The 24,200-nt window shown below is 72.8% G+C and carries 11 protein-coding genes; 5 read left to right on the top strand and 6 right to left on the bottom strand.

All coding sequences use genetic code 11. From position 1 onward, the window contains the following. The first annotated feature begins 118 nt into the window (after positions 1-118). Entirely contained in the window at positions 119-1,348 is a 1,230-nt protein-coding gene (locus OG322_RS06320; RefSeq protein ID WP_123463302.1) for a sensor histidine kinase, read from the top strand. After that, the gene (locus tag OG322_RS06315) at positions 1,336-1,995 is read left to right on the top strand and encodes a LuxR C-terminal-related transcriptional regulator (protein WP_123463304.1); all 660 of its coding nucleotides are present in this window, start codon (positions 1,336-1,338) and stop codon (positions 1,993-1,995) included. The genes OG322_RS06320 and OG322_RS06315 overlap by 13 nt, the downstream gene beginning before the upstream one ends. A 25-nt stretch (positions 1,996-2,020) precedes the next feature. On the opposite strand, the gene OG322_RS06310 is transcribed toward OG322_RS06315, so the two are convergent. Next, positions 2,021-2,407, bottom strand: a complete 387-nt coding sequence (locus OG322_RS06310; protein WP_123463307.1) for a VOC family protein — start codon at positions 2,405-2,407, stop codon at positions 2,021-2,023. Positions 2,408-2,482: 75 nt separating this feature from the next. Here OG322_RS06310 and OG322_RS06305 point away from each other — a divergent pair, with 75 nt between their 5' ends. Beyond that, positions 2,483-3,145 (top strand): nucleoside/nucleotide kinase family protein, encoded by a 663-nt coding sequence (locus OG322_RS06305; protein WP_123463309.1) that lies wholly within the window; start codon positions 2,483-2,485, stop codon positions 3,143-3,145. 68 nt (positions 3,146-3,213) lie between these two features. Then, positions 3,214-4,344, top strand: coding sequence for an aminopeptidase P family protein (locus OG322_RS06300; protein WP_123463311.1), 1,131 nt, complete (start codon positions 3,214-3,216; stop codon positions 4,342-4,344). A gap of 29 nt (positions 4,345-4,373) precedes the next feature. Here OG322_RS06300 and treZ read toward each other — a convergent pair whose 3' ends face one another. Beyond that, the gene (gene treZ / locus OG322_RS06295; RefSeq protein WP_124285492.1) at positions 4,374-6,134 is read right to left on the bottom strand and encodes a malto-oligosyltrehalose trehalohydrolase; all 1,761 of its coding nucleotides are present in this window, start codon (positions 6,132-6,134) and stop codon (positions 4,374-4,376) included. A gap of 163 nt (positions 6,135-6,297) precedes the next feature. On the opposite strand from treZ, the gene OG322_RS06290 reads away from it, so the two are divergent. Next, positions 6,298-7,686, top strand: coding sequence for a GH1 family beta-glucosidase (locus tag OG322_RS06290; protein WP_329306165.1), 1,389 nt, complete (start codon positions 6,298-6,300; stop codon positions 7,684-7,686). Positions 7,687-7,707: 21 nt separating this feature from the next. Here the strand turns inward: OG322_RS06290 and OG322_RS06285 are convergent, their stop codons facing one another. From OG322_RS06285 to OG322_RS06270, 4 genes are all read right to left on the bottom strand, one after another. Next, positions 7,708-9,084: a hypothetical protein gene (locus tag OG322_RS06285; RefSeq protein ID WP_329306164.1), complete on the bottom strand. Its 1,377-nt coding sequence runs from the start codon at positions 9,082-9,084 to the stop codon at positions 7,708-7,710. 66 nt (positions 9,085-9,150) lie between these two features. Beyond that, positions 9,151-11,748: a hypothetical protein gene (locus tag OG322_RS06280; protein ID WP_329306163.1), complete on the bottom strand. Its 2,598-nt coding sequence runs from the start codon at positions 11,746-11,748 to the stop codon at positions 9,151-9,153. Positions 11,749-11,842: 94 nt separating this feature from the next. Continuing rightward, the gene (locus tag OG322_RS06275) at positions 11,843-12,163 is read right to left on the bottom strand and encodes a hypothetical protein (RefSeq protein ID WP_266410759.1); all 321 of its coding nucleotides are present in this window, start codon (positions 12,161-12,163) and stop codon (positions 11,843-11,845) included. Then, positions 12,160-24,198: a WXG100-like domain-containing protein gene (locus OG322_RS06270; RefSeq protein ID WP_329306162.1), complete on the bottom strand. Its 12,039-nt coding sequence runs from the start codon at positions 24,196-24,198 to the stop codon at positions 12,160-12,162. Before OG322_RS06270 ends, OG322_RS06275 begins: the two co-directional genes overlap by 4 nt. Positions 24,199-24,200: the final 2 nt, after the last annotated feature.

The raw sequence follows: 24,200 nt of genomic DNA, 5'->3' as shown, positions 1-24,200 counted from the left end.
CAGGGGGTGCGCGGGGGCCAGGGGGCGGGCTCCCGGGCCGGGGTGCAGCCCGGTCCACCACGGTCCGGGGGGATCGCACCACTCCGGTGGCGGCCGGGCCCCCGTAACGTGGTGCGTCATGAGCACCACTCCCCACCCGCTGATGGCCGCCGTCCGGAGTTCGTGGCATGCCTCCCGCTACCTCTTCATCGGCATCCCGGTGGCGCTGCTCGCCTATGTCAGCGCGTTCCTGGTGGTGGCGGTCCTGCTGTTCGGCGTCGTGATCATCGGGCTGCCCGCGCTCCCCGAGGCGGCGAAGGTGCTGCACCGGTTCGCCGAGTCCGAGCGGCGCAGGGCGGCCGCGTACCTCGGTGTCCCGTTCCGCCCGACGCGGTATCTGCCACTGGACCGGGGTGAACTGGCCGAGCGGGTCAGGCGGGTGCTCACCGATCCCACGAACTGGCGCGAGGCCGTCTGGCTGCCGGCCCAGGCCCTGATCGGCAACGGGCTCGGCTACCTCACGATGGTGCTGTGGCCGGTCGGGATGCTGGTGGACGGGATCGGGCTGTCCGCCGTACACCTGCTGGACCGGCGGACCGCCGACGAGTACGGCACACCGCCGCCCGTGCGGCGCGGCTGGGTGCTGCGCTGGCACCCGGTACTCGCCGAGCTCTCCGCGAGCTGGACCCGTTCCCTGCTCACCGCCTCGCCGTCCGCCGAGCTCACCGAGCGCATCGGCCAGCTGACGGAGAGCCGGGCCGGGGCGGTCGAGGCGCACGGCGCCGAACTCCGGCGCATCGAACGGGATCTGCACGACGGAGCCCAGGCCAGGATCGTCGCCCTGTCGATGCGGGTCGGGCTGGCCAAACAGCTCCTGGACCGGGACCCGGCCGCCGCACGCCTGCGCCTCGACGAGGCCCAGGACGGTGCCGAGGCGGCACTGGCCGAGCTGCGGCACGTCGTGCGCGGCATCCATCCGCCGGTGCTGACGGACCGTGGACTGGACGGCGCCGTGCGGGCGCTGGCGGCCGGGGCGGGCGTCCCCGTCACGGTGGAACTCGACGGCGTCCAGGACGGGCGGCGGCTCCCCGCGGCGATCGAGGCAGCCGCCTACTTCGTCGTCGCCGAGGCACTCACCAACATCAGCAAACACAGCGGCGCCACTGCCGCGAGCGTCCGGATCGGCCGGGCCCCCGGCGTACTGCTCGTGTCCATCGGCGACGATGGGCGCGGCGGCGCGGACGAGTGCGCCGGCAGCGGGCTGGTCGGAATCAGGCGGCGGATCGCCGCCCTGGACGGCACCACCCGCATCAGCAGCCCCATCGGAGGGCCGACCGACATCGAAGTGGAGCTACCGTGCGGATCGTGATCGCCGAGGACAACGCCCTGCTGAGGGAGGGCCTGATCCTGCTGCTCACCAGCTCGGGCCACGAGGTGGTGGCCGACGTCGCGGCCGGGCCCGAGGTGCTGCCCGCTCTGCTGGAGCACCGCCCGGACGCCGCCGTGCTCGACGTACGGCTGCCGCCCACGTTCCGCGACGAGGGGCTGCGCGCCGCCGTCGCCGCCCGGAAGGAACTCCCCGACCTGCCGATCCTGGTCCTCTCGCAGTACGTCGAGGAGACGTACGCCGCCGAGCTGCTCGCCCAGGGCGCGCAGGGCATCGGTTATCTGCTCAAGGACCGGGTGGGCCGGGTCGACCAGTTCCTCCAGGCCCTCGACCGGGTGGCGGACGGCGGCACCGCGCTCGATCCGGAGGTGGTGAGCCAGCTGCTGACCCGCAAGGCGTCCGCGAAGCCGCTGCTGAGCCTCACGCCCCGCGAGCGGGAGGTCCTGGAACTGATGGCCCAGGGCAAGGCGAACGGCACCATCGCCGCCGAACTCGTCGTCACCGAACGGGCGGTGAGCAAGCACATCGGCTCGATCTTCGCCAAGCTCGGCCTCGAACCCGACGATGGCACGGTCCACCGCCGGGTCCTCGCGGTGCTGGCGTACCTGGAGGGCAACGGCACGCGCTGAGCGCCCCGCCGGCGTCCCGGCCGGATCAGGCGGGCTGGAGCAGGTCCCAGCGGTTTCCGTACAGGTCCTCGAAGACCGCGACCGAACCGTAGACCTCGTGCCGGGGCTCCTCCAGGAACCGCACCCCGGCCGCCAACATGCGCGCGTGGTCGGCCGCGAAGTCCTCCGTGTGCAGGAAGAAGCCGACCCTGCCACCGGTCTGCGCCCCGACGCTCGCCCCCTGCTCCTCGTCCTTGGCCCGGGCCAGCAGCAGCCCCGTACCCTGCGCACCGCGCGGCCGGACGACGATCCAGCGGGAGCCGTCGCCCCGGTCGGTGTCCTCGACCAGCTCGAAGCCGAGGGCATCGGTGTAGAAGTCGCGGGCCTCGTCGTAGTCGCGGACGACCAGGGTGACCAGGGCGATGTGCGGCATGGGGATCCTCGGTGCTCGGGGCGGGCGGGGGTGCGGCCCGGAGGCCGCCGGTCCCGTAGCGGGACAATATCCGCCATGGACACCAGTGACCTCACCGGGCTGACGGCCCGGGCCCGCCGGCTCGCCCTGGCCGGGAAGCGCCGCGTTCTCGGTATCGCCGGTCCGCCCGGCGCCGGCAAGTCCACCCTGGCCGGACAACTGGTCGACGCGCTGGGGCCGCTCGCCGTGCTCGTACCCATGGACGGTTTCCACCTCGCCCAGGCCGAACTGGAACGGCTCGGCCGCGCCGCGCGCAAGGGCGCGCCCGACACCTTCGACGCCGCCGGGTACGCCGCCCTGCTCCGGCGGCTGCGGGCACCGGAACCCGGGACCGTCGTGTACGCCCCCGCGTTCGACAGGGCCCTGGAGCAGCCGGTCGCCGGCTCCGTCCCGGTCGGTCCGGACGTTCCGCTGGTCGTCACCGAGGGCAACTACCTGCTGCACGGGGACGGCGGCTGGGAGCCGGTGCGCGGGCTGCTCGACGAGGCGTGGTACCTGGAAATCGACCAGGACGTACGGATTCGCAGGCTCGTCGACCGGCATGTGCGGTTCGGGAAGCCGCGGCCGTACGCGGAGCGCTGGGCCGCCGGCTCCGACGAGGCGAACGCCCGGCTCGTCGCCCGCGGCCGCGACCGGGCCGACCTCGTGCTGCGGGCCGGTCCCGGAGCCCGGGAGGAACCGCACGGCCCCCGCCCTTGAACGCTCGCGTCCGGCCGTCCGTACCGGCAGGATGCAGGGAGCCGTTCCGTGCCCCCAGGAGGTCCCGCATGTCCAGCCCGCACCAGCCCGTGCCGTTCACCGCCGACGACTACCGGGCCCGGATGGCGCGGGCCGCCGAGAGCGCCGCCGCCGCCGGACTCGCCGGAGTGCTGGTCGCGCCCGGACCCGATCTCGTCTACCTGACGGGGTACCGGCCCACCGCGATCACCGAGCGCCTCACCGTGCTCGTCCTCGCCGCCGGGCAGGACCCCGTCCTGGTCGTACCGACGCTGGAGGCGCCGGACGCGGAGCAGGCCGTCGGCGCGCCCGCCCTGACCCTGCGGGACTGGACGGACGGCAAGGACCCGTACGCCGTCACGGCACCGCTGCTCGACGCGAAGGGGCGGTTCGGGATCAGCGACAACGCCTGGGCGATGCATCTGCTCGGCCTCCAGCAGTACCTGCCCGGGACCTCGTACGCCTCCCTCACCGAGGTGCTGCCGATGCTGCGCGCCGTGAAGGACGCCGCCGAGCTGGAGCGGATCGCCGCGGCCGGCGCCGCCGCCGACGCCACGTACGGGGAAATCCTCAAGGTCCGGTTCGCCGGCCGGGCGGAGACCGAGGTCGCCGCCGATCTGGCCCGGCTGCTCACCGAGTACGGGCACTCCCAGGTCGACTTCACCGTGGTCGGCTCCGGGCCGAACGGCGCCAACCCGCACCACGAGGCGGGTGGCCGCACCATCGAGCGGGGCGACATGGTCGTGCTCGACTTCGGCGGCCTCAAGCACGGCTACGGCTCCGACACCTCCCGCACGGTCCACGTCGGCGAACCCACCGCCGAGGAGCAGCGGGTCCACGACATCGTCCGGGAGGCGCAGGAGGCCGGCTGCAACGCGGTCCGGCCCGGTGCCGCCTGCCAGGACATCGACCGGGCCGCCCGCGCCGTCATCACCGAGTTCGGCTACGGCGACCGGTTCATCCACCGCACGGGCCACGGCATCGGCGTCACCACCCACGAGCCCCCTTACATGATCGAGGGAGAGGAGCAGCCGCTCGTCCCCGGCATGTGCTTCTCCGTGGAGCCCGGCGTCTATCTGCCGGGCCGGTTCGGTGTGCGGATCGAGGACATCGTGACCGTCACCGAGGACGGCGGCCGACGCCTCAACGCCACCGCGCGCGAACTGGCGATCGTCGAGTAGCGGCGGGCCGGTCCACCGGCGGCGGACGCTCAGTCGTCGGCCAGCACCACGCACGACTCCGGCGGAAGGTGCAGCGCCCCGTCCGCGCCGGGCGCCTCGACCGGCTGCCAGGCGGCCAGCACCCGGCCGCCGCCGCTCCGGTGCCGGCCGCCCCCGAGCGGGATCGTGGCGGGCTTCTCGTCCAGGTTGACCGCGATCCGCAGATCGCCCCGGCGGAAGGCGAGCCAGCGGGCCTCGTCGTCGTACGCCGGTTTCACCGTCGCCAGATCCGGGTCGCGGAGGTCGGGCATGACGCGGCGCAGCGCGATCAGCTCGCGGTACCAGGCGTGCAGCCGGGCGTGCGGCTCCCGCCCCGGCTCGCTCCAGTCCAGGCAGGAGCGGTCCCGGGTGGCCGGGTCCTGCGGGTCCGGGATGTCCTCCTCGGCCCAGCCGTGCGCGCCGAACTCCCGCCGTCTGCCGTTGCGTACCGCCTCGGCCAGCTCCGGGTCGGTGTGGTCGGTGAAGAACTGCCAGGGGGTACGGGCGCCCCACTCCTCGCCCATGAAGAGCATCGGCGTGAACGGTCCGGTCAGCACGAGCGCCGCCGCGCAGGCCAGCAGACCGGGGGAGAGGGAGGCGGCGAGCCGGTCGCCGAGCGCCCGGTTGCCGATCTGGTCGTGCGTCTGCGCATAGCCGACGAAGCGGTGGGCGGCGCTGCGGGTGACGTCGACGGGGCGCCCGTGCGTCCGGCCGCGGAAGCCGGAGTACGTCCCGTTGTGGAAGAAGGCGCTCGTCACGGTCTTGGCGAGCGCGGCCAGCGGGGCGACGGCGAAGTCCGCGTAGTAGCCCTGGGCCTCGCCGGTGAGGGCGGTGTGCAGACTGTGGTGGAAGTCGTCGTTCCACTGCGCGTGCAGACCGGTGCCGCCCGACTCCCGGGGCGTCGTCGTACGCGGGTCGCAGAGGTCGGACTCCGCGATCAGCGAGAGCGGACGGGCCAGTTCGGCGGAGAGCGCGTCGGTCGCCGCGGACAGCTCCTCCAGGAACGTCAGCGCCCGGGTGTCGGCCAGGGCGTGGACCGCGTCGAGCCGCAGACCGTCCAGCCGGTAGTCGCGCAGCCAGGCGAGCGCGCTGCCCAGCAGGAACGCCCGCACCTCGTCGGAGCCGGGGGCGTCCAGATTGACCGCCGCGCCCCACGGTGTGTGGTGCGTCTCGGTGAAGTACGGGCCGAAGGACGGGAGGTGGTTGCCGGAGGGGCCCAGGTGGTTGTGGACGACGTCCAGGACGACCGCGAGACCGAGCCCGTGCGCGGTGTCGACAAAGCGCTTCAGCCCCTCCGGGCCGCCGTACGGCTCGTGCACGGCCCACAGCGACACCCCCTCGTACCCCCAGCCGTGGACACCGGGGAAGGGGCAGACCGGCATCAGTGAGACATGGGTGATGCCGAGTTCGGCCAGATGCCCGAGCCGTGCGGCCGCCGCGTCGAAGGTGCCCTCGGCGGTGAACGTACCGATGTGCAGCTCGTACAGGACGGCGCCCGGCAGCCCGCGCCCGGCCCAGTCGGAGCGCCATGCGAACCCGGAGTGGTCGACGACCGCGCTCTCGCCGTCCGGCCCGTCCGGCTGGCGCCGCGAGCGGGGGTCGGGGAGCACCGGCCCGCCGTCGAGGACGAAGCCGTAGCGGTCGCCGTCCGCGGCCCGCGCGTCGGCCGTCCACCAGCCCGCCCGCACGGGATCGCGCTCCATGGGCCACAATTCGCCCGCCAGCCGCAGAGCGGCCGATTCCGCATCCGGTGCCCATACGTCGAACAGCATGCGACGCTCCTCGTCTCCTCGTCCCGTCCATGGTCGGCAGAAGCCGCGATCACCGACCAACGACACTGGATCGAGCCCGTTACTGGCGATTAAGGTCTGGTTCTGATCATTGCCCTGCCAGGTTCTGCCATACGCACTCCCTCTGACGGCTGTGGAGGCCGAGATGACTGTGCCGATGTTCCCGCCCGGTTTCCTCTGGGGAGCCTCCGCCTCCGCCTTCCAGACCGAGGGGGCCGCCGACACCGACGGCAAGGGCCCCTCCGGCTGGGACGCCTTCGCCGCGCAGCCCGGACGGATCAAGGACGGCACCGACACCGGCCGCGGTACGGGCTTCCACCGGCACTACCGCGAGGACGTCGCCCTGCTGGCCGGACTCGGCGCCGACGCCTTCCGGTTCTCGGTGAGCTGGCCGCGCGTCGTCCCCGGAGGCAGCGGGCCGGTCAACCCCAAGGGACTCGACTTCTACGACCGCCTCGTCGACGAGCTCTGCGCCCGCGGGATCACCCCCGCCCCCACCCTCTACCACTGGGACACCCCGCTCCCCCTGGACGAGGTCGGCGGCTGGCTCAACCGGGACACGGCCTACCGCTTCGCCGAGTACGCGGGCATCGTCGCCGAGCGCCTCGCCGACCGCGTACCCATGTGGATCACCATCAACGAACCCGCCGAGGTGACCATGCTCGGCTACGCACTCGGCGAGCACGCCCCCGGCCGCGCCCTCCTCTTCGACGCGCTGCCCGCCGCCCACCACCAGCTCCTCGGCCACGGCCTGGCCGTACGCGCACTGCGTGCCGCGGGGGCCGGCAACATCGGCATCGCCGTCTCGCACTCCCCGGTCTGGACCGCGGGGGAGTCCGAGGAGGACCGCTTCGCCGCCGAGCTGTACGACACGCTGACCAACCGGCTGTTCGCCGACCCGCTCCTCGTCGGCCGCTACCCCGACGAGAACTTCGCCGCGCTGATGCCCGGCCCGGTCGAGGACGACCTGCGGACCATCTCCGCCCCGCTCGACTGGTACGGGGTCAACTACTACAACCCCACGCTCGTCGGCGCGCCCAGGGCCGAGGCCCTCGACACCTTCGCCGGCTTCGGTATGCCCGACGAACTGCCCTTCGGGATAAGGGAGATCGAGGGATACGAGACGACCGACTTCGGCTGGCCCGTCGTCCCCGACGGGCTGCGCGAGACCCTCGTCCAGCTGAGCAGCCGCTATGGCGACCGGCTCCCGCCGCTCTACATCACCGAGAACGGCTGTGCCTTCGACGAACCGACCGAGGACACCCGCCGGATCGCCTTCCTCGACGCCCATCTGAACTCGCTGCGGTCGGCCATCGACGCCGGTGTCGACGTGCGCGGCTACTTCACCTGGTCGCTCACCGACAACATCGAGTGGATCGAAGGGGCCAGCAAGCGATTCGGCCTGGTCCACATCGACTACGAGACGCTGCGCCGCACCCCCAAGGACTCGTACACCTGGTACCGCGACGTGATCAGGGAGCAGAAGCGGCAGGGCGCCGGTCCGGGCGACCGGACCGGCGCGGACCGGGCCTGAGGACCGGCCCCGGGCACCCGGTCACGACGCCGTGCACTTCACCTTGATCGGAGCGGCGGCGGCGTGCCGGTTGCCCGAGGTCTTGCCGCGGTTGTCGAGCACGATGGAGATCTTGCCCGTGCTCACCGGGAACGTTCCGGCGTTGATCCACTGACCCAGGTGCGAGGGCTGGTCGATCTCGAAGGTGTCGATCTGGGTGCTCGGCTTGGCCTGGAAGTAGCGGTGGACGGCGTAATGGGCCGGGTTGCCGCCGACGTAACTGAGGTCCTTGACGTTCGGGATGTAGACCGAGACCTGGCAGGTGCCCTTGGTCACCGACCCGGTGGGGAACTTCCACTGGGCGTAGCCGGTGGACTTCGTGGTGCTGTCGGACAGCGGCACGCTGTAGTAGAACCCGCTGCACCCGTAGGACGTCTGACTGCCCGAACTGCCGCGCCAGCCCCTGTTGCTGTCGCGCCACTGGTCGGACGTGGCGAAGCCGGGGGTGTCGCAGCCGGGGCCGATGAAGTGGCTGTACGTGACCGCGGCCGCCCGCTCCTGCTGGCTCGACACCGGTTTGTCGGCCGGTTTGCCGGAGCTGTCCTTGGCTGCCGAAGACTTGGACGCCGAAGGCGCGGCGTGCTTCCCGGCCTTGGCGTCCTTGGCCACTTCGCCGGTGCCCGTGGCGAGACTCTTCGTCCCGGCCTCGTGCACTCCGCCCGTCGCCGCGCGGCCCGTTCCCGAGCCGCCCGTCCCCGAACCGGCGGAGGGCTTGCCGTCGGACTTCGGCAGCTTGTCACCGGGCGCGTTCTGCCGACCCGGCACGAAACCCGGGCCCGAGCCGTCGGGGCCCATCCGGCTGCCCGCGGGTGCCAGCGCGGAGGGCGGCGAGGTGTCGTCCCCCGATCCGGACAGCCCGGAGATCAGGAACGGCACACCGACCAGGACCAGCCCGCCCGCCACGGCTGCCGCGATCAGGGGCTTGCCGGGGCGGCCCAGCGGGAGCACTCCGGTGCGGCGGGCGCCGGTGGTGGCCTTCGCTGTCTCGGTCTTGGTCTTCGTCCCGGTCTCGGTCTCGGCGGAGGTGGCCGTGCTGGTCGTGGCGACAGCGGCGACGGTGGCGGCTTCCGGCTCGGTCTCCGCCACGGGCCGCTCCTCGGCCTCAGTCCTTGCCTCTGTCTCTGCCTCGGCCTCCGTTCGGGAGGGTTCCTCGGCGGCGGCCGGGGCAGCGGAAGCGGACACGGTGGCCGGGGTGCCGCTGCCGGATGACGGGGCAGCGGCGGTCCCGGCCTCCGGCTTCGCCGGGAACAGTCCGGTGGACGGCTCCTCGGCCAGGACCGTAACTGCCGCGGCGCGGGGGACCGGTGAGCCGGGAGTGCCGGACTCCGCGCCGGCTGCGGCTGACTCGCTGGTTGCCATGACATGCCTCTCGGACGGATCAGGATGGGGGACGGGAAAACGGGCGGCCGGGTGCCGGCCGCCGGATCAGGTAGGGCAGGGGAAGTGGCCGGTGCAGCGCCCCGGCCACCTGGCGGCCGTCGCGCCGCCGTCCCGGCGCGCCGCCTCGTCGAGCCTGGCGACCGCCTCGTCCGACGGCGACCGGAACTGGCGCGTCCCGCCCGGGATTTCGGCCAGCAGCACCCGTGCCGGAGCCTCCTCGGAAGCCTCGTGCCGGGCCAGTACGGAGAATTCGGTACCCGCCGCGAAGAGCGCCGTCGCACCGCTGTCACCCGGGGCCGCCAGGACCGACGTACGGCGTGCGGTCACCGGCCTTATGACGTAACGGACATGGCCGTCCGGCGGCGCCGGAGCACCCTTCTGCTCCAGGTGCACGACGTCGAGCGGCGCGTCGCAGCGCAGCACGGTTCCCGGAACGGCGTCGTCCGCGATGCCGGGCCCCGGCACGGCCCGGAGCAGGGTCCCCCGCAGCGCGGGCAGTCTGCGCAGCCCGGAGGCGAGACAGGCGGCGTACGGCGCCAGCCCGCCCCCGCCCGAGGCCGCGTCGGAGGCGAGCGCGAGCGCTCCGAACCGTCCGTCCGGCGCAGCCGTCAGATACAGGTGTACGGCGACGAGGTCGATCCGGGCCTGCTCCTCCTTGGGCCCTCGCAGGGCGGGGAGTTGTACCAGCGCCCGGTTGACCGGCCCGGTGTGCTCCTCCCAGACGGACGCCGCGAGTTCGCGGAAGGCGGCCCGGTCGGCGCCACTGCTGAGGCCGGTCGGGGCCGGGGCCGGGGCGGTGGGGGGCCGGGACGGTGCGGCGGCGACGCGGACCGGCGGCTCAGGTGCGCGCGGAGCCGGAGCGGAGGCCGGAGCCGGGGCCGGGTTCGGGTTCGTTGGGGACGCCGGCGTGCTCGGGGCCGATGCGGCCTGCGGGGCCGTCCGGGGCTCCGGGGCCTGCGGGAGCGGCCCGGCTTTCGGCGCGGGCGAGCTGGGCGGTCCGGTGTGGCCGCTGCTGGTGGCCGGACGGGAGGCAGGTGCGGGGGCCGGGCCGGCGGCCTGGGTGGCGGCCTGGGCAGTGGCCTGGGCCGGGGGCGGCGTCGCGGTGCGCGGCACGGCAGCGCTCGTCGGGGGCGCGGGCGCGGCGGGTATGGACGCGGCGGGTACGGGCGCGGGTGTCGCAGCCGCAGCCGCTGCGGACCGCGTGGGCGGCGCGGCGAACATCAGCGCGTTCCGTACCGCGAAGCGCCGCAGCGCGTCCACCGTCTCCGCCCCCGCACCGGCGGGCGAGGCGATCTCGGCGTGCTCGCGGACCTGGGCGTCCAGCTCCGGCAACAGGGCGGCGAGCGCCTTCAGCAGGGCGCCCCTGGCCTGTCCGTCGCCGTCCGTGTCCGCCACCTCGATCCGCACCGCTCGGGCCTCGGCGGGCCGGTCGCGTACGGCCGCCGGGGGGTCGGGGGTGGCGCCCACCCACAATCCGGCCCGCACCGCGACCACGTACGATCCGCCGGGCAGGCGCCCCACGGCGGGTTCCGAATCCGGGCCGGCCACGGCGTCGGGCAGCAGCCACTGCACCGGACGCGGGGCTGCCGTCTCCGCTTCCGCTCCCGTCTCCGCCGGGGCGCAGCTCACCGCGGCGAGCAGCGCGGGCCAGGTGCTCTCGCCCTCGGCCGAGACCAGCCGTACCTGCTCCTGGTGCGTACCGCCCGAGGGGTTCGGCACGGAGAGCGGGAGGCCCGTGCAGACCTCCACTTCGGTGCCGAGCAGGTCTGCCACGCGCTGGGCGACGGGCAGCAGATCGTGTCCGGCGCCGGGGGCCAGCCGCACCCGGTCCCGCAGTTCCGCCGGCAGCCGGGCGAGCAGCGTCGCCAGGTCCTCCGCGAGGTCGTTCCGGCTGTCCGCGCCGTTCACCAGAACGGTCAGCCGGTCCGGGTGCACGGCGAGGGCGAACGCCAGATCGCCGGGGCGGGGCGCCGCCGCTCCCGTGGGGTGCAGCAGCAGGCCCGCGGGTATCTGCCGGACCGTGTGGTCGCCCAGTTCGCCCAGCGGCACCCGGGCCAGTGCGCGCTGCCAGCGCGGGGCGGGTATGCGCGCTCCCAGGGCCACGGGCTCCGCGCCCGGCGCGAAGCGCCACCAGCCGCCCGCCGGGCTCGCAGGCTCGGTCACGTACAGCCCGCCGCCGGGCACCAGGACCGCGGCGGCGTCCGGCGCCTCGATCTCGAAGTCCCACGCGTCAGCCAGGCGTTGGGCCAGCGGAAGCTGCCCGTCGGGCTTCCGCGCGGCGGCGCCGGACATCACCAGCCGGGCGGCGGACCGGTGTTCGTCGCGCAGCCGGGCGAGCAGGCCGCCCAGCTCCTCGCCCAGGTTCCCCGCCGCGTCCGGTGTGACATCGACGATGACCACCGGGCGCTCCCGCTCGACGCGCAGGCTCCGGGCCAGCTCCCGCACGGAGGTACGGCGGTCGGCGGAGGAGCGCAGCAGGAACCCGGAGGCGCCGCCGGGACCGGATGCCGCGCCGAACTCGTCGAGGACCGTACGAGGGCCCCGCGGGTCACGGGCGGGGCCGGGCGCGGCAGGACCGGTGGCCGGTTCCGCCGCCGACCGGCGTCCGCGCCACCGCGGCAGCCGCGAGGTCAGTCCGCTCATCGGGAGCCCTCCCGACGGGTGAAGCTGCTGCGCTGCACTGACCCTCCATCAACGATTCTGCCTGGTTGCGACGCTGACCATAGCTCCCGGAATCTCATGCGGGACCCGCAGGGCCGCCGGCCGGGCCGGGGCGGGCGGTGGACCCGCCGGTGAGGATGTCCAGGGCGAGGTCGGAGAGCGCCGAGGGAGCGGGTTCGGGCGCGAACGGCGGCGCGGTGTCCGCGCCCGCCTCCGCCGACGGTCCGGTGCTCGACCCGGCCCGCCGCAGTGCCGCCAACCGGGCTCCCGCGAGGCGGAGTTCAGCCTGCCGCAGCGCCCATTCCGACTCGGCGGCCTCGACGCGCGACGCCGGCTCCCAGCCATCCACGGGCTCTCCTGCCGCCATGGGTCCCTGCTCCTTCCGTGTGTTCGTCACGTCGCCCTCCCCGCGCCGCCGCCCAGGCCGGTGCCCGCCATCATGCTGGAGATCTCGGTCGCGCCCGTCCGGAGCTTCGGGGGCATGCGGCCGTTGTGGTGGTTGCCGCCGCCGGGGCGCTTGGAGCCGGTCTCCGGCAGTTGTTCGATGTAGGCGCTCCAGCCCCGCTCACCGCGCGGACCCTGGACATGCCACTCGATCACGAGGCGCCGCGAAACGCTGCTCCCCGGCGACTGCGTGGCATACGGCTCGCCGTTGAGGCCCCGCACCTCGATGCTCATGCCGAGGGCCGACGCGTACTGGCCGAGCAGGAAGTGCGCGTCGGGGCCCAGCGTGAACTCCTGCCCGTGGCGCAGTTCCGTGAAGCTCTGGCCAGGGGAGTGCAGGGACCCGGTGGCCAGCCGGGTGAAGAGTTCCTCCACGCCGATGCCGTGCCGGTCCGCCTCCGCGACCAGGGTGCCGACTGCCTGGAGGGAGTTCGTGTCCGCGTACAGCCCCCGCCAGACCGTCTGGAGGACGCTCTCGCCGCCTGGTTCCCCGTGTGGCACGCTGTCGAGTGCCCGGAAGAGGGTTCCCTGGGACCCGAGAGGCGGCACGAGCTGCCCGGCCGGCACATGGCCCTCGCGGAACGACGGCAGGTACTCGTGTGCGAAGTACCGCAGGTGGTCCAGGAAGTACGGGTTGTCCGCGCTCAGCGCGAGGGCCCGGGAGAACAGTCTGATGTTGTTCGGGTCGATGCCCGCCCAGATGACCGGGTCCGGCTCCCGTGACACCTTGTCGGAGATCGACACACTGACCGAGTTCACTCCCGGCACACCGAGCCGCGGGTCGAGATGCGCCGCCAGCCCAGGGGCCCGGTCGGCCACGGGAGCGCCGTGGACGAGCGGGGTGGTGGGGTGCACTGGCCACAGCGGACTGTTGGTGTGCACCGGCTGCGTCGCGCTGCCCCAAAGGGGCTGGCCCTTCATGCCGGGAACCTGGCTGACGGAGTCCAGGACCTCCTCGTCCTGGTACTCCGCGAGACCCCAGATATCGCGGAACGGTGCCAGCTGAAGGCCCCTGCGCCCCGCCTGGACGTTGCCCAGCCCCGGTTCACTCTGGTGGAACATCCGCTGGAACGGGTTGGTGAGCCCCACGTGGTCCTGCGGCAGCGCCCCGGTCGCCCAGCGCCCCGCGACCAGCCGGGAGAGGTCGGTGAGGACCGCCGCCTGCTCGAACTCCACGACGAAGGCGGCGCCCCGCCGCGGCAGCACCTGGTTCTCGGCTGCGACCTTGCGCCGGGTGTGCTGTGCTTCGAGCCGCTGCGCGTACGCCCACCGCCGCCTGAGGTGGGTGGTGAAGTCGGCATGCGGGGCGGGCGGCCGCGGCAGCGGCAGGTCCTCCCGCAGCTCCCACGTGTTGACCCGGTTCAGCGACTGGCTCAGGTTGTGGAACTCCGCCCCGCCCGGCCCGAAACGCAGCTGGTGCCGGTCCGGCGCGCCCCTGAGCAGAGTGGCTGCCGCGTCCACGAAGAGGTTGGGCTCGGGTGAGTACGGCAGCAACGGGTGCAGGCCGCGCAGCCGGGTCCGTACCCGCATGTCGTGGGTGATCTCGCTCCGGACCGTCTCCAGCATCTCCTCGAACGACGAGGTCGCCGGTTTGCCCTTCTCGGCCAGCAGCGCCGCGTACCGGCTCTCGGTCAGCTCCTTCAGCCGTGCGGTCGCCGCCGTCTCGTCCGGGCGCGGCAGCCGGTAGCCGCCCGACATCATCAGCGGCCGCAGCGGCAGGGCGTCCTCGCCCGTCTCCAGCCGGGACTCGAACCAGCTGAAGACATGCGTGTTCCGGGTGGTCGCGCCGTCGCGCGTGGAGACCACGTGCGGATAGGTGTCGAAGTCCATGAACGCGATGTACGGGTGGGTCCGCCGGTCCATCATCGAGCGCACCAGATGGCGGTTGGCGTTGCTTTCCAGGACGTTGTTGCGGGCCGTCCCGAACGGGAAGGCCTTGCCGTCCGGCCAGGTCATGGTCATCGGGACCAGGGCCAGCGGGCGTGCGAAGGTGGCCTGCGCCGCCGCGTGGCGCACGGTCGCGGCGATCTCGGCGTGCTTCGCGGCGGTGCTTTCGGCCTTGGCCGCCTTGGTCTGCCGCCCTCCCCCGGGGGGCCCTTCCACGCGCGCGTTGACGCCGACGACGACCGCCACCCGTCCCGGGTACCCCTCCAGTTCCTCGGTGACCGCGTCCAGGAACTCCTGGAGCCGCTCGGGGTGTTCGCGCAGCTCGCGCTCGGAGACGATCGCGTTGACGACGTAGGAGACCGGAAACGCCTGGCCGGACCGGTCCGGATCGTCCGGCAGGCTGTTTTGCAGCCAGTCCTGGTACTCGCTCTCGGTCAGGTCGTGGAGGCTCGCCGGTGGCACGAGATCGCTGAACGCCTGGTTGACGTAGGTGAGCGTGGAAGTCTGCGGGCGGTTGCCCGGGGCGGGCACGGACCACTCCTGGCCGGGGTGGGTGGGCTCGGACTCGACCACCTCGACCGGGGCCGGCTCGTCGAGGTCCATCGGCGTCGCCTGCGGTACCGACTGGGATGCCGTCTCCGGCTCGTCGAGGTCCATCGCCATCAGATCGGAGGCGTGGTCCGAGGCACTACTGGAGGCGCGATCGGATTCGTTGCCCGGAGCGAACGGGGCGTCGCCGAACGGCCCGTCGCCGTGATCGTCGGCGATCCGGGCGCGCGCCTTCGCGGCGGCGGAGATCCGCAGGCTCTCGTTCTGCTCGGCCCGGCGCAGATCCAGCTCCCGGCGCGCGGTCAGGGCGGCGAGTTCGGCCACCCGGAACTGCCGAAGGGCCTCCTGTTCCGGGTCGTTCCGTTCCGAGGTCTCCCCGGCGTCCTTGTTCTTCCCGGCGTTCTCGTTCTTCCCGGCGTTCTCGTTCAGGGACTCCCGCGTCGTCCGGTCGGTCGCGGTGTGCAGCGGGACGACCGCGTTCTCACTGACCCGTTCGATGGTGGCGAGGTAGTCGTGCGGAAGGTTCTCCAGGCTCTCCTGCGCGGTGCTCACCATGAGGCCCTCGCGGTGCACCCCGCTCGCCAGGTCGTCGCGCCGGAACAGATGGCGGTCCTCGGGCCGTTCCCCGGCGTCGGAGTACTCGTCGGCCAGCCCGAGGTAGTGCAGGATCTCGTGAGTGAGCACCGCGTCGCTGTGCCCGACGTCCCACCTGCGCTGGTCGGCGCGCACCGGCGGACCGTCCGACTGCGACAGCGTCACCGCCTCGCTGTGCCCGGCCGACTCCACGAACTCCACCGTGACGTGCAGTTGGTCCCCCGAGTCCGGCAGCGTGTAGCCGGTGTTGACATGGGCGTCCAGCGTCGCCTGGAGGCGGGCCCGCAACGCCGCCAGGTCCTGCGCACCCAGCCCGTCGGTGAGCCGCACCGGCAGCGTCACGAAGAACTGCCGGACCGTCCGCCCGTCCGGCAGCCGCATCCGGCGTACATGGCTGCGGATCAGGGTCAGCGAACCGTCGAGGCGTCCCGCCTCACGACGGGTCTGCACCCGCTTCGGGTCGAACCGCTCGGTGTGCACGGCGGCCGTCGTCGTCTCGTGGAACGCGGCCACCTCGTGCGGAAGCACGGGGTTCTTTGTGCGCTCACCCATCCTGCGGCCGCTGTTGGCGGCCGTGGCGGGCGGCGTCGGGCCCTCGCCCGGGGCCCGGGGGGCGGGCCACTGGGGGGTGAGCGAGGCCAGCGACTGAGCGGTCGGGTCCGAGAGCGGCGGCAGCAGGAGACCGGACACTCCGGTACCGCCCGTCCGGTGCGCCCGCGCGATCCCGGCGCCGAGCGCGAGCAGCTCGACCCCGGTCTCGATGTGCCGCGCGTTCGCCCGCTCGACGGCCTGGCGCGCCTCGTGCCACTGGTGCTCCAGCCGCGCGGTGTCCTCGGCCCGTGCCGCCCGCTCCAGTACGGCGTCCGCCTCACCCAGGGACCGGGCCGCCGCGTCCAGATCCTCGTACGCCGTGACGGCCTGCTCCAGCTCGGCCACCGCGTCGAGCAGCATGGTCTGCCGCCGGGCCAGGGCGTCGCCCCGGCCGGGGGCCGCCGCGGTGAGGCGCTCGCGGGTGGACTCCAGCATGCGGGTCGCGTCCAGGAGGGCCTTGCCGGCCTCTTGCCTCGTACGGTCGAGGCCCGTCACGAGATGCTGCTGGTCCGCGTACACCTGCCGTGCCCGGTGCAGACGGAGCTCGGCGGCGGCACGGACAGCGGTGGCCCGCCGCAGCGCTTCTGGCGGGTCCGGGTCCGGGGCGGGCGGTCTGCCGTGCTCGTCCTCGAACAGGCGCAACCGCTCGCGTGCTTGGTTGAGTTGTGCTTGCGCGCCGTTCCGGTCGGGGAACACGGTGCTCTCCGGGACCAGGGTCCAGACACGGGTTCCGTCGCCGTCGCGCAGCGCCAGCTCCAGCGTCTGCCCGCTCTCCTCGGCGACGGACTGCGCCCGGTAGAGCGCCTCGATCCGGGCGGCCGGGGTGGGGTCCGGGCCCAGGTCGAGCCACAGCTGCACCACGGCTCCCGGCGGCAGCACGTCGCCGGAGGCGGTGATCAGCTGTGCGACCTGTGCGGGAGCCAGTTCGCGTACGTCCGGCGCCGACAGGTCCCACACCCCCTCGCCCCGGTGCGCCTCGGCGAACACGCCGAGGCCCAGCAGATCGCGTTCGGACACCCGCAGCAACGCGGTGCCCGTCGCGTACCGCACCTCCCCGGTCGGGCCGGTCAACGTGGTGACGGTGTCGACCTCGACCTCGTACGTACGCAGTCCCTGGTCGGTTCCGGGCACGCCCGCGGTGCCGGTCTTCTCCCAGTGCCGGGCGAGCGCCGACACCCCGCCGCCCTGACCGCCCGGGGTGGACTGGTTCGAGAGGAGGGGTACGGATCCGCCGAAGTCGAAGCCGCCCTTCGAGCTCAGGGTTCCGGACACGCCCAGGGTGAAGGTGCTGCTGCGGGAGGTCGAGGAGCCGGAGGTCGTACTGAAGCCCGTCACCCGTACCCGGTCGACCGTCACGTTCTTGGTGGTGTCGATCAGCCGGGGCCGGAACACCCGCGTGGACAGGGTGACCCGGGGGTGTTTCGCGGTCCCGGTGACGGCCCCGCCCGCTCCGGCCGCCGCGCGCACCGGGTCCATGGTGATGGTCCCACCGTGCAGCAGTTCGGTCAGCCGCACCGCCGCAGCCTCGGACGAGCTTCCGGAGCCGACGCCCTCGCCGGCCAGCTCGGGCGCCAGCTCCTGCACGGTGAGCAGCAGGTCCTCCTGGTTGCTGAGCGCGTACGCGACCTCGTTGCCGGTCGGCCGCAGCGGTGTCGCCGTGGCGAGCGGGCCGAAGAGGGTGGGGTCCTCGGTCGCGACCACGTAGTCGAGCCGCTCCCTCTCCGGCAGGGGCGCCGGGGCCTGCTGCTGGGCGTGGTCCCCGGAGAACCGCAGGGTGACCCGGCCGGGCACGTCCACGGACGGACGGGTCACGGACTCGCCCTCGATGTGGAGGTCGGCGGTGAACACGTACCCGAGCGTGAACTCGTTTCCGCCCTCGACGCGTTGCCACAGCCGGTCCTCGGCGGTGAGCGTCGTGCTCACGTTGTCCGAACGGGTCGTCGAGCCGCCGGCGGAAGGACTGAACGTCGCCTTGCGGGAGTTCTCACCGGACGTCGGCACCACGATGCTGCCCGGCAGCGAGAAGCCCCAGCGGGTGGTACGGGCCTGGCTCCGGGTGACGTTCGCGGGGGAGTGGGCGGAGTAGTTCTCCACCCCCGCACCCTGGTCGCCGCTCCGGCCGGTCACCAGCAGGAGCTGCTCCTTCGTCCACGCGGGCCTGCCGTGCACCCGCAGTGTGACGGTACGGGTGGTCGGACCGCCGGTGTACGGGAAGCTGAAGCTCAGCGGCCCGCCCGCGCCGCGGCCGGGCAGCGCGCCGAGAGCGGCGGGCGAGGTGTAGTCCGCGATGCGCTGGGCCAGCCCGGGTACGTAGTTGCGGTGGCCGGGCGTGAGGCTGCCCGGCGCATGCTCCTCGACCAGACCGGTGAGCCGCTCGCGCAGCAGATGGGGCCGGCGCGGGTCCTCGTTGGTGGTGGGGCGGGGCCGGTCCGTGTTCGCGGTCTCCGGCTCCTCGGCCGTCTGCCCGGCGGAGCTCTGCTCCTGGGAGTCGCTCCCGTCGGTCAGGGCCGGTTCCGGCTCCGGGACGGGGGCCGGGAGCGGCTCCGCCAGGGGCGTCGCCTCCAGCACCGCCGCGAGTCCGAGCGCGCCGTGCTCGACGAAGCGGTACGGCAGCCGGGCGGTGGCGGGGCGGGACGTCCCGGTCTCCTCGCCCGCGATCCACTCCAGCATCGTGCCGCCCCGCCGAAGCTGATCGGCCGTGGCCAGGAACGTGATGCCGCCCGGCACATGGACCGTGCGCGTCACCGAGGCCGCGGCCTGGTTCAGCGGCGAGACCCGCCGGTGCCCCCGGCGGACCGTCACCTCGTACGTGATGTCCGCGCCGATCCGGTGATGGGTGCCGTCCTCCACGGGCACCCGCGTCATGTTGGTCGACGCCGACGTCGTCACCGAGTTGCTGGTCCCCCGCCCGTAGACGCCCTTGCCGCCCGCGCCGCCTGTGGGCGGCTTCGCCGCGGCGGGCGCGGACGGATCATCGGTGACGGACGGCTCGGCGGCCGCCTGCTCGGCCTCCTCCCGGCTCTGGCCGTACTTCATCGTGAATCCGGGCCCGCCCTCGTGCGAGGTGGTCCGGCTCACCTGGTGGGAGGCGCTGTCGGTGGCACCGAGGTCCGTCTCGCCGTACTGCCGGACCGTGCCCAGGTCCTGCGGATTGCTGAGCACGGCCCGTACCTCGACGACCAGGTCGGTGCCGCCCGACACCCCCGGCACGAACAGGTCGTCGATGACGAAGACACCCTTCACCATCTGGTGCGCGCGCGACATCAGGGCGGCGGGCGTCAGCTGGGCGTGCAGCGCCTCGTGCAGCAGCAGGCCCTGGTCGGAGCGGTCACCGGTGGACACGGTCTGCCGGACCACCGTGGCCATGGACAGCACCGAGTCGACGACGGACCTCGCGGCACCGGTCGCCGCCGCCCACCAGGACGACGACGAGGAGGCGTTGGCCGGGGCCACCGCACGCTCCGTGCCGGCCGGGTGCTGCGTGCTGACGGGCAGGATGGGGCCGCTGCCGGAACCACCGGCGTTGCCCAGCTCGTTCAGCTCGATGTCGCCCGCGTGCTCCTGCGGGTACGCACCGGGTATCGGCGACGGCTGCGAACTCTGCGTCGCGAGGGGCCCGGTCTGCTGCTGCGCTGACTCCTCCTCCACCGGGGGCGCCGCGAGGTCCGACAGGATCGAGTCGACCGCCGCGTACAGCTGCTTGCTGCCGCGTACGACGTCGACGAGGGAGCTGTCGGGCAGCAGGAACGTCTCTTGCTCCGGCGGCAGCGGCGTGCCTGCCGGCTGGAGCACCGCCTCCCCGTACGCCTCCGGGAGGCCTTCGGTGCGCTTCTCCGGCACCGCCAGATCGACGGAGACCGGCTGACCGGCTGAGGTGAACGGACCGGCGGGCAGCGGACCGGGTCCACCGGTTATCTCGACCGCGAACACGGCGGGGACCCGGAAGACCTCCGTCTTCTGCTGGGTCGTACTGATCATCTGCGCGTGCGAGACCGAAGCCCCGGCCGTCGAGGTGTCCGTCGTCTGCCAGGTGCCCTTGTAGTCCCCGGTGAGAGCGCCCCTGAAATGGCCGGGTGCGAGACCGGTCAGCTGGGTGCCCAGCTGGAAGGTGCCGGAGCTGCCGGACGACTGCTGGCTGGTTCCGGGCACGGACAGGCTGCTGATGCTCGGCAGGTGGACATCGCTCAGTGAGGTGACGTGGGTGGGGGCGGTGGTGTCCTGGGGATCGCGGTCCAGGGTGAAGCGGAGCCGGACGCGGTCCACACCGCCGCCGAGCCCGGGCTTGCCGAAGTGCAGGACGAGGCCGCCGTCGACCAGTTCGTCCATGGTGCCCAGCAGACCGTGCTGCGAGCCGAGCATGGAGAGCTTGCGCAGGTTCTCCAGACGGGCCTTGACCAGGCGCTCGTCCATGAGCGTGCCGTCCTGCCCGCCGGGCCTCGGCAGGTAGCCGTTGTCGCTGAGCCAGCCGCGCGCCTGCTCAAGGACCGCGGTGATGCCCGCGCCGTTCACCCGCAGGGGGGTGGTGGTGAGGCCGATGGCGTCCAGCCGCGTCACTTCCGTGGGCGCCTGCTTCTGCGCACCGGCCGCGGGCACGGCGCCCCGCGCGGTCTGCGGGGTGAGCGTCCGGAGCCGCACCGGCGTCACCGGCATCGCCTCGGGGGTGGTCCGTGTGCCGTCCGCCGCGATGAACTCCACGCTGTAGACCACGTTCGCCGGGGTGAGCACGTGACCGCCGTTGGTGCGGATGTTGTGTGTCACCCCGTGCGTGGCGCCCGCGCCGAGACTCTTGTCCTTCTGAACGCCGTAGCCGCCCTTGGGCTGTACGGAGCCGCCCAGGTGGAAGTCCCGGAACGACTTGTCCGCCTCCTCCGGCTTGCTGTTGAACACACCGCCGAATCCGCCCTCGACGCTGTACGCCTGGGACACCTTCGCCAGCGAGTCGGTCTTCAGCTGACGTTCCAGGAAGCGTTCCAGGCTGTACTTCGGACCGACCCGGATGTCCTGGCCCTCGCGGCGGGTCACCTCCGCGGTGACCCTGAACACGCCGGCGGCGTTGCCGCGCTTGTCCAGCAGGACCGGAGACCACGTACCCGTGCTGCCGCCGGGGTCGTCCGTCGTCCGTTGCAGGGGGAGGGCCCCCAGCAGGTGCTCGGCGCCGAAGTACTTCTCCACGGCAGCCAGCGACCCGGCCCCGAGACTGTCGAGCCGGTCGCCGAACCGGGCCCGCACCTCGCGCAGCAGGCTGCCGGGGTCGGACATCGAGTCCATCACCCACAGCGGCGAATCGTTCAGGTGCGTCTGGAAACCGGCGGCGTCCTCCTGGCGGAAGACGTTGCCGTCCGCCGTGCCGTGACCGGGCACGGCCAGGTGCTCGGGGAACCACGCGGAGACCGTGCCGAGCTCCCGCACACCCGCCCGGTCCGGCGGGATCTCCTGGAACGGGGGCGTGGAAGCCTCCCGCACCCGGCCGAGAGCGGTGTAGTCGAACGGGCTGGCCGGCTCCGTACTGCGCAGCAGGCTGGTGGAGTTGACGGCGCTGCTCACGGTCGTCGACAGGCTCGTCTGCTGATGGGTGATGTTGAAGCTCAACGCGGTGGGCAGACCGGTGAGGAAGCCCTTGATCACGCTGAAGGTGTTCGAGAGCGGATTCAGGGAGATGGTGCGCACAGCGGTGGTGGAGGCCGTGGACGTGCTGTCGAACGCGGCCGCCTGCCGCTGCTCGTTGTTGTGCGGCGGCATACGGCTGCCCGCGCCGAACAGCGCGGAGGGCCTGGGCCGCTCCAGTTGCAGCTGTACGGCCAGCGAGCGCGGCCGCCCGTTGACGTCCAGGGTGATCAGGTGGCCGTCCCTGCTGAGCAGCATCAGACGGTTGTCCTGGAGTGCCTGCGGGGAGAGCAGTTCGGCCAGCCGGTCGCGCGCTTCGGCGCGCTGCGCCTCGGTGAGGGGGCCGGTGAGTGTCTCCAGCGTGGTCAGCGTCTGCCGCTGGAGGGCCGTGGCGACCTGCTCCGTGATCGGCGCCAGGTGGACGCCGCTGACGCCCTCGGAGGCGTGGGTGCCGAACCGCCTTACCTCGTCGGACAGTTGCACATTCGGTGGCGGAGGCGGTGGCGGAGGCGGCGGAGTGGAATTGCTCGGGCCGGGAGCGCCGTCGCTCTCGTTGCCGTCGTCCATGTCCATGCGGACGTCGGTGTTGGTGTCGATGGTGATGACGGTGTGCGGTGCTTGGCTGCTGGTCCAGGCGGGGGCGGTCGCCTTGGTGGACTCGTCGGTTTCGCTGGACTCGCCGGAATCGTTGGAGTTCTCGGACGGGGCGAGGCGGGACTCGGCGGGGGTGAGCTGGGTATCCGACTGCGAGAGCGTCTGCGGTGCGGAGTGCAGGTCCTCGGCCGCGGAGGATTCCTCCTGGACCTGCTCCTGTGCCTGCTCCTCCATGGTGGGTTCCGTCGAGGTCGAGGTCGTGTTCGGCCCGTTCGACGCGCTGTTCATGTCCGAGGACGTGGTCTGATCGTTTGAACTCGACGTGTTCGGCTTGCTGTTGGACGGAGTGGACGACAACGAGGAAGTCGGCGAGGAGGACGCGGACGCTGACGGCGATACGGACGGTGTGGAGGCCGGCGTGTTCGCTGACGTGGTGGACGGGACGGTGGTGCCCTGGGACATCGTCGACGGCGCCGCCACGACGGGCTGGACACCGCCCTCACCGGTGCCGTCGTTCTCGTCGTCGCTGACGAGGTTGCCGTGGTCGTCGCGTGAGGGACCGGACACGTCGAGCAGCTCGAAGCCCTCGTCGTCGTACAACTTCTCGGTTACGGAAGAGGAGTTGTCGGTGGTGCTGGAGACCGTGCCGTCGTCGTCCGTGGAGAGCAGCGACGAGGTGTCGCTCAGGTCATCGCTCAGGCCGTCGCTCGCCGTGACCGGGCCCGACTGCACTCCCGGACCGCTGCCCGCGTTGCTCCCCGTGCCGCCGCCGGACTCGTAGCCCGTGGAACCGCCCGGGGTCTCAAGACCGCCGCCGGGCAGTTTGAACCCGGCCTCCAGCGTCTGGTTGCGCAGATTGCCCCCGAGCTTGTCGCCCGCGCCCTCCAGTATGTGTCCGACGCGCCCCTCCACCATGCCCGAGCCGAAGGTCAGGCCCGAGGTGCTGAACGTGTGGTCGTCGCTGAAGAACAGGTTGTAGAAGCCCTCGGAGACCGCCGCGTGCGCCCCCTCGGACACGCCCTCGGTGATGCCGTGGACCCCGGACTGCGCCATCGCCCGGATCGCGCTCCGGCCGAGCTGGTCGGCCGCGCCCTGGCCGAGGATCTTGCCCAGGGCCCCGTTGCCCTCCTTGGCGAGCGGCTTGAGCGCGTTGTCCAGCAGCTTCGGGAGGTCCTTCTTGCCGGTGTTCTCCAGCAGCGTCCTCGCCCAGTCGCGGCCGACGGCTCCCGCCTTGTCGCCGCCCAGGTGCTTGCTGAAGGTCTCACCGATGTTGCGGACGAACCTGTCCCCGGCCGCCTTGCCGCCCGGTCCCGTGGTGTGGGGGATGTCGTTCGCGAAGTTCTTGGCGAAGTCCTCGCCGAACGTCTTCGGGGCTTTCGGCCCGGCACCCTTCGGACCCTTGGGACCCTGCACGGGCGGCTGCGGGAACGCCTTGTCGAGCTCCTTGCCCAGCTGCTTCCCGCCGCCCTTGCCGAAGAGGTCGGCGAGCTTCTTGCCCAGCTTGTTGCCCAGGAACTGGAACGGTCCGGCCAGGAATCCCTGGATCATGCCGGACAGCGCCGCACCCTTGGTCAGGTCGCCCTCGTACTCGTCGCGCGTGCCCTTGTTGAGTTGCGACCACTGGACCAGCAGGTCCATCGCGACGCCCATGCCCACGTTGATCAACTGGTGCATCAGCAGCGTCATCAGCGCCCGCCCGAGCCACGAGCGGATCAGGAACCGTACGATCGCGCACTTCGCCAGGTACGCCTGGATCGACGCCCCGAAGAAGAACGCGAGCGCCGCCGCGACGATCGCCTCGAACAGCAGCTCCACCAGCTGGGCGATGATCATGTACTTGGTGTACTGGAGCTGCGTCGCGGCCTTGCGGGTGTACGTCGCCAGCAGCTGCGCCTGGTCGGCGACCGCGTCGAAGTAGTTGAGTCCCTCCTCGCCGATGAAGCTCTTCATCGCCGCCTGGTACATCGCGGCGGCGTCACCGTCGAAGCTCTCGCTGGTGTAGCCGAGGGCAGCGGCGATCTGCTGCTTCATGTCGTTGTTCAGCTTGCCGTGCAGGTCCTTGTGGACCTCGGCCAGCGCGAACAGCTTGTCCTCGTCGCCGTTCGGCGGTACTTCACCGGTCAGCGCGGCGAACAGCCAGGCACAGTCGGGAGGGAACTCCAGGGACAAGG

The organism is Streptomyces sp. NBC_01260 (genome assembly GCF_036226405.1).
Lineage (GTDB): Bacteria > Actinomycetota > Actinomycetes > Streptomycetales > Streptomycetaceae > Streptomyces > Streptomyces laculatispora.
The sequence above is the reverse complement of the archived record's forward strand: the minus strand, read 5'-3'. Positions and strand labels throughout refer to the sequence as shown.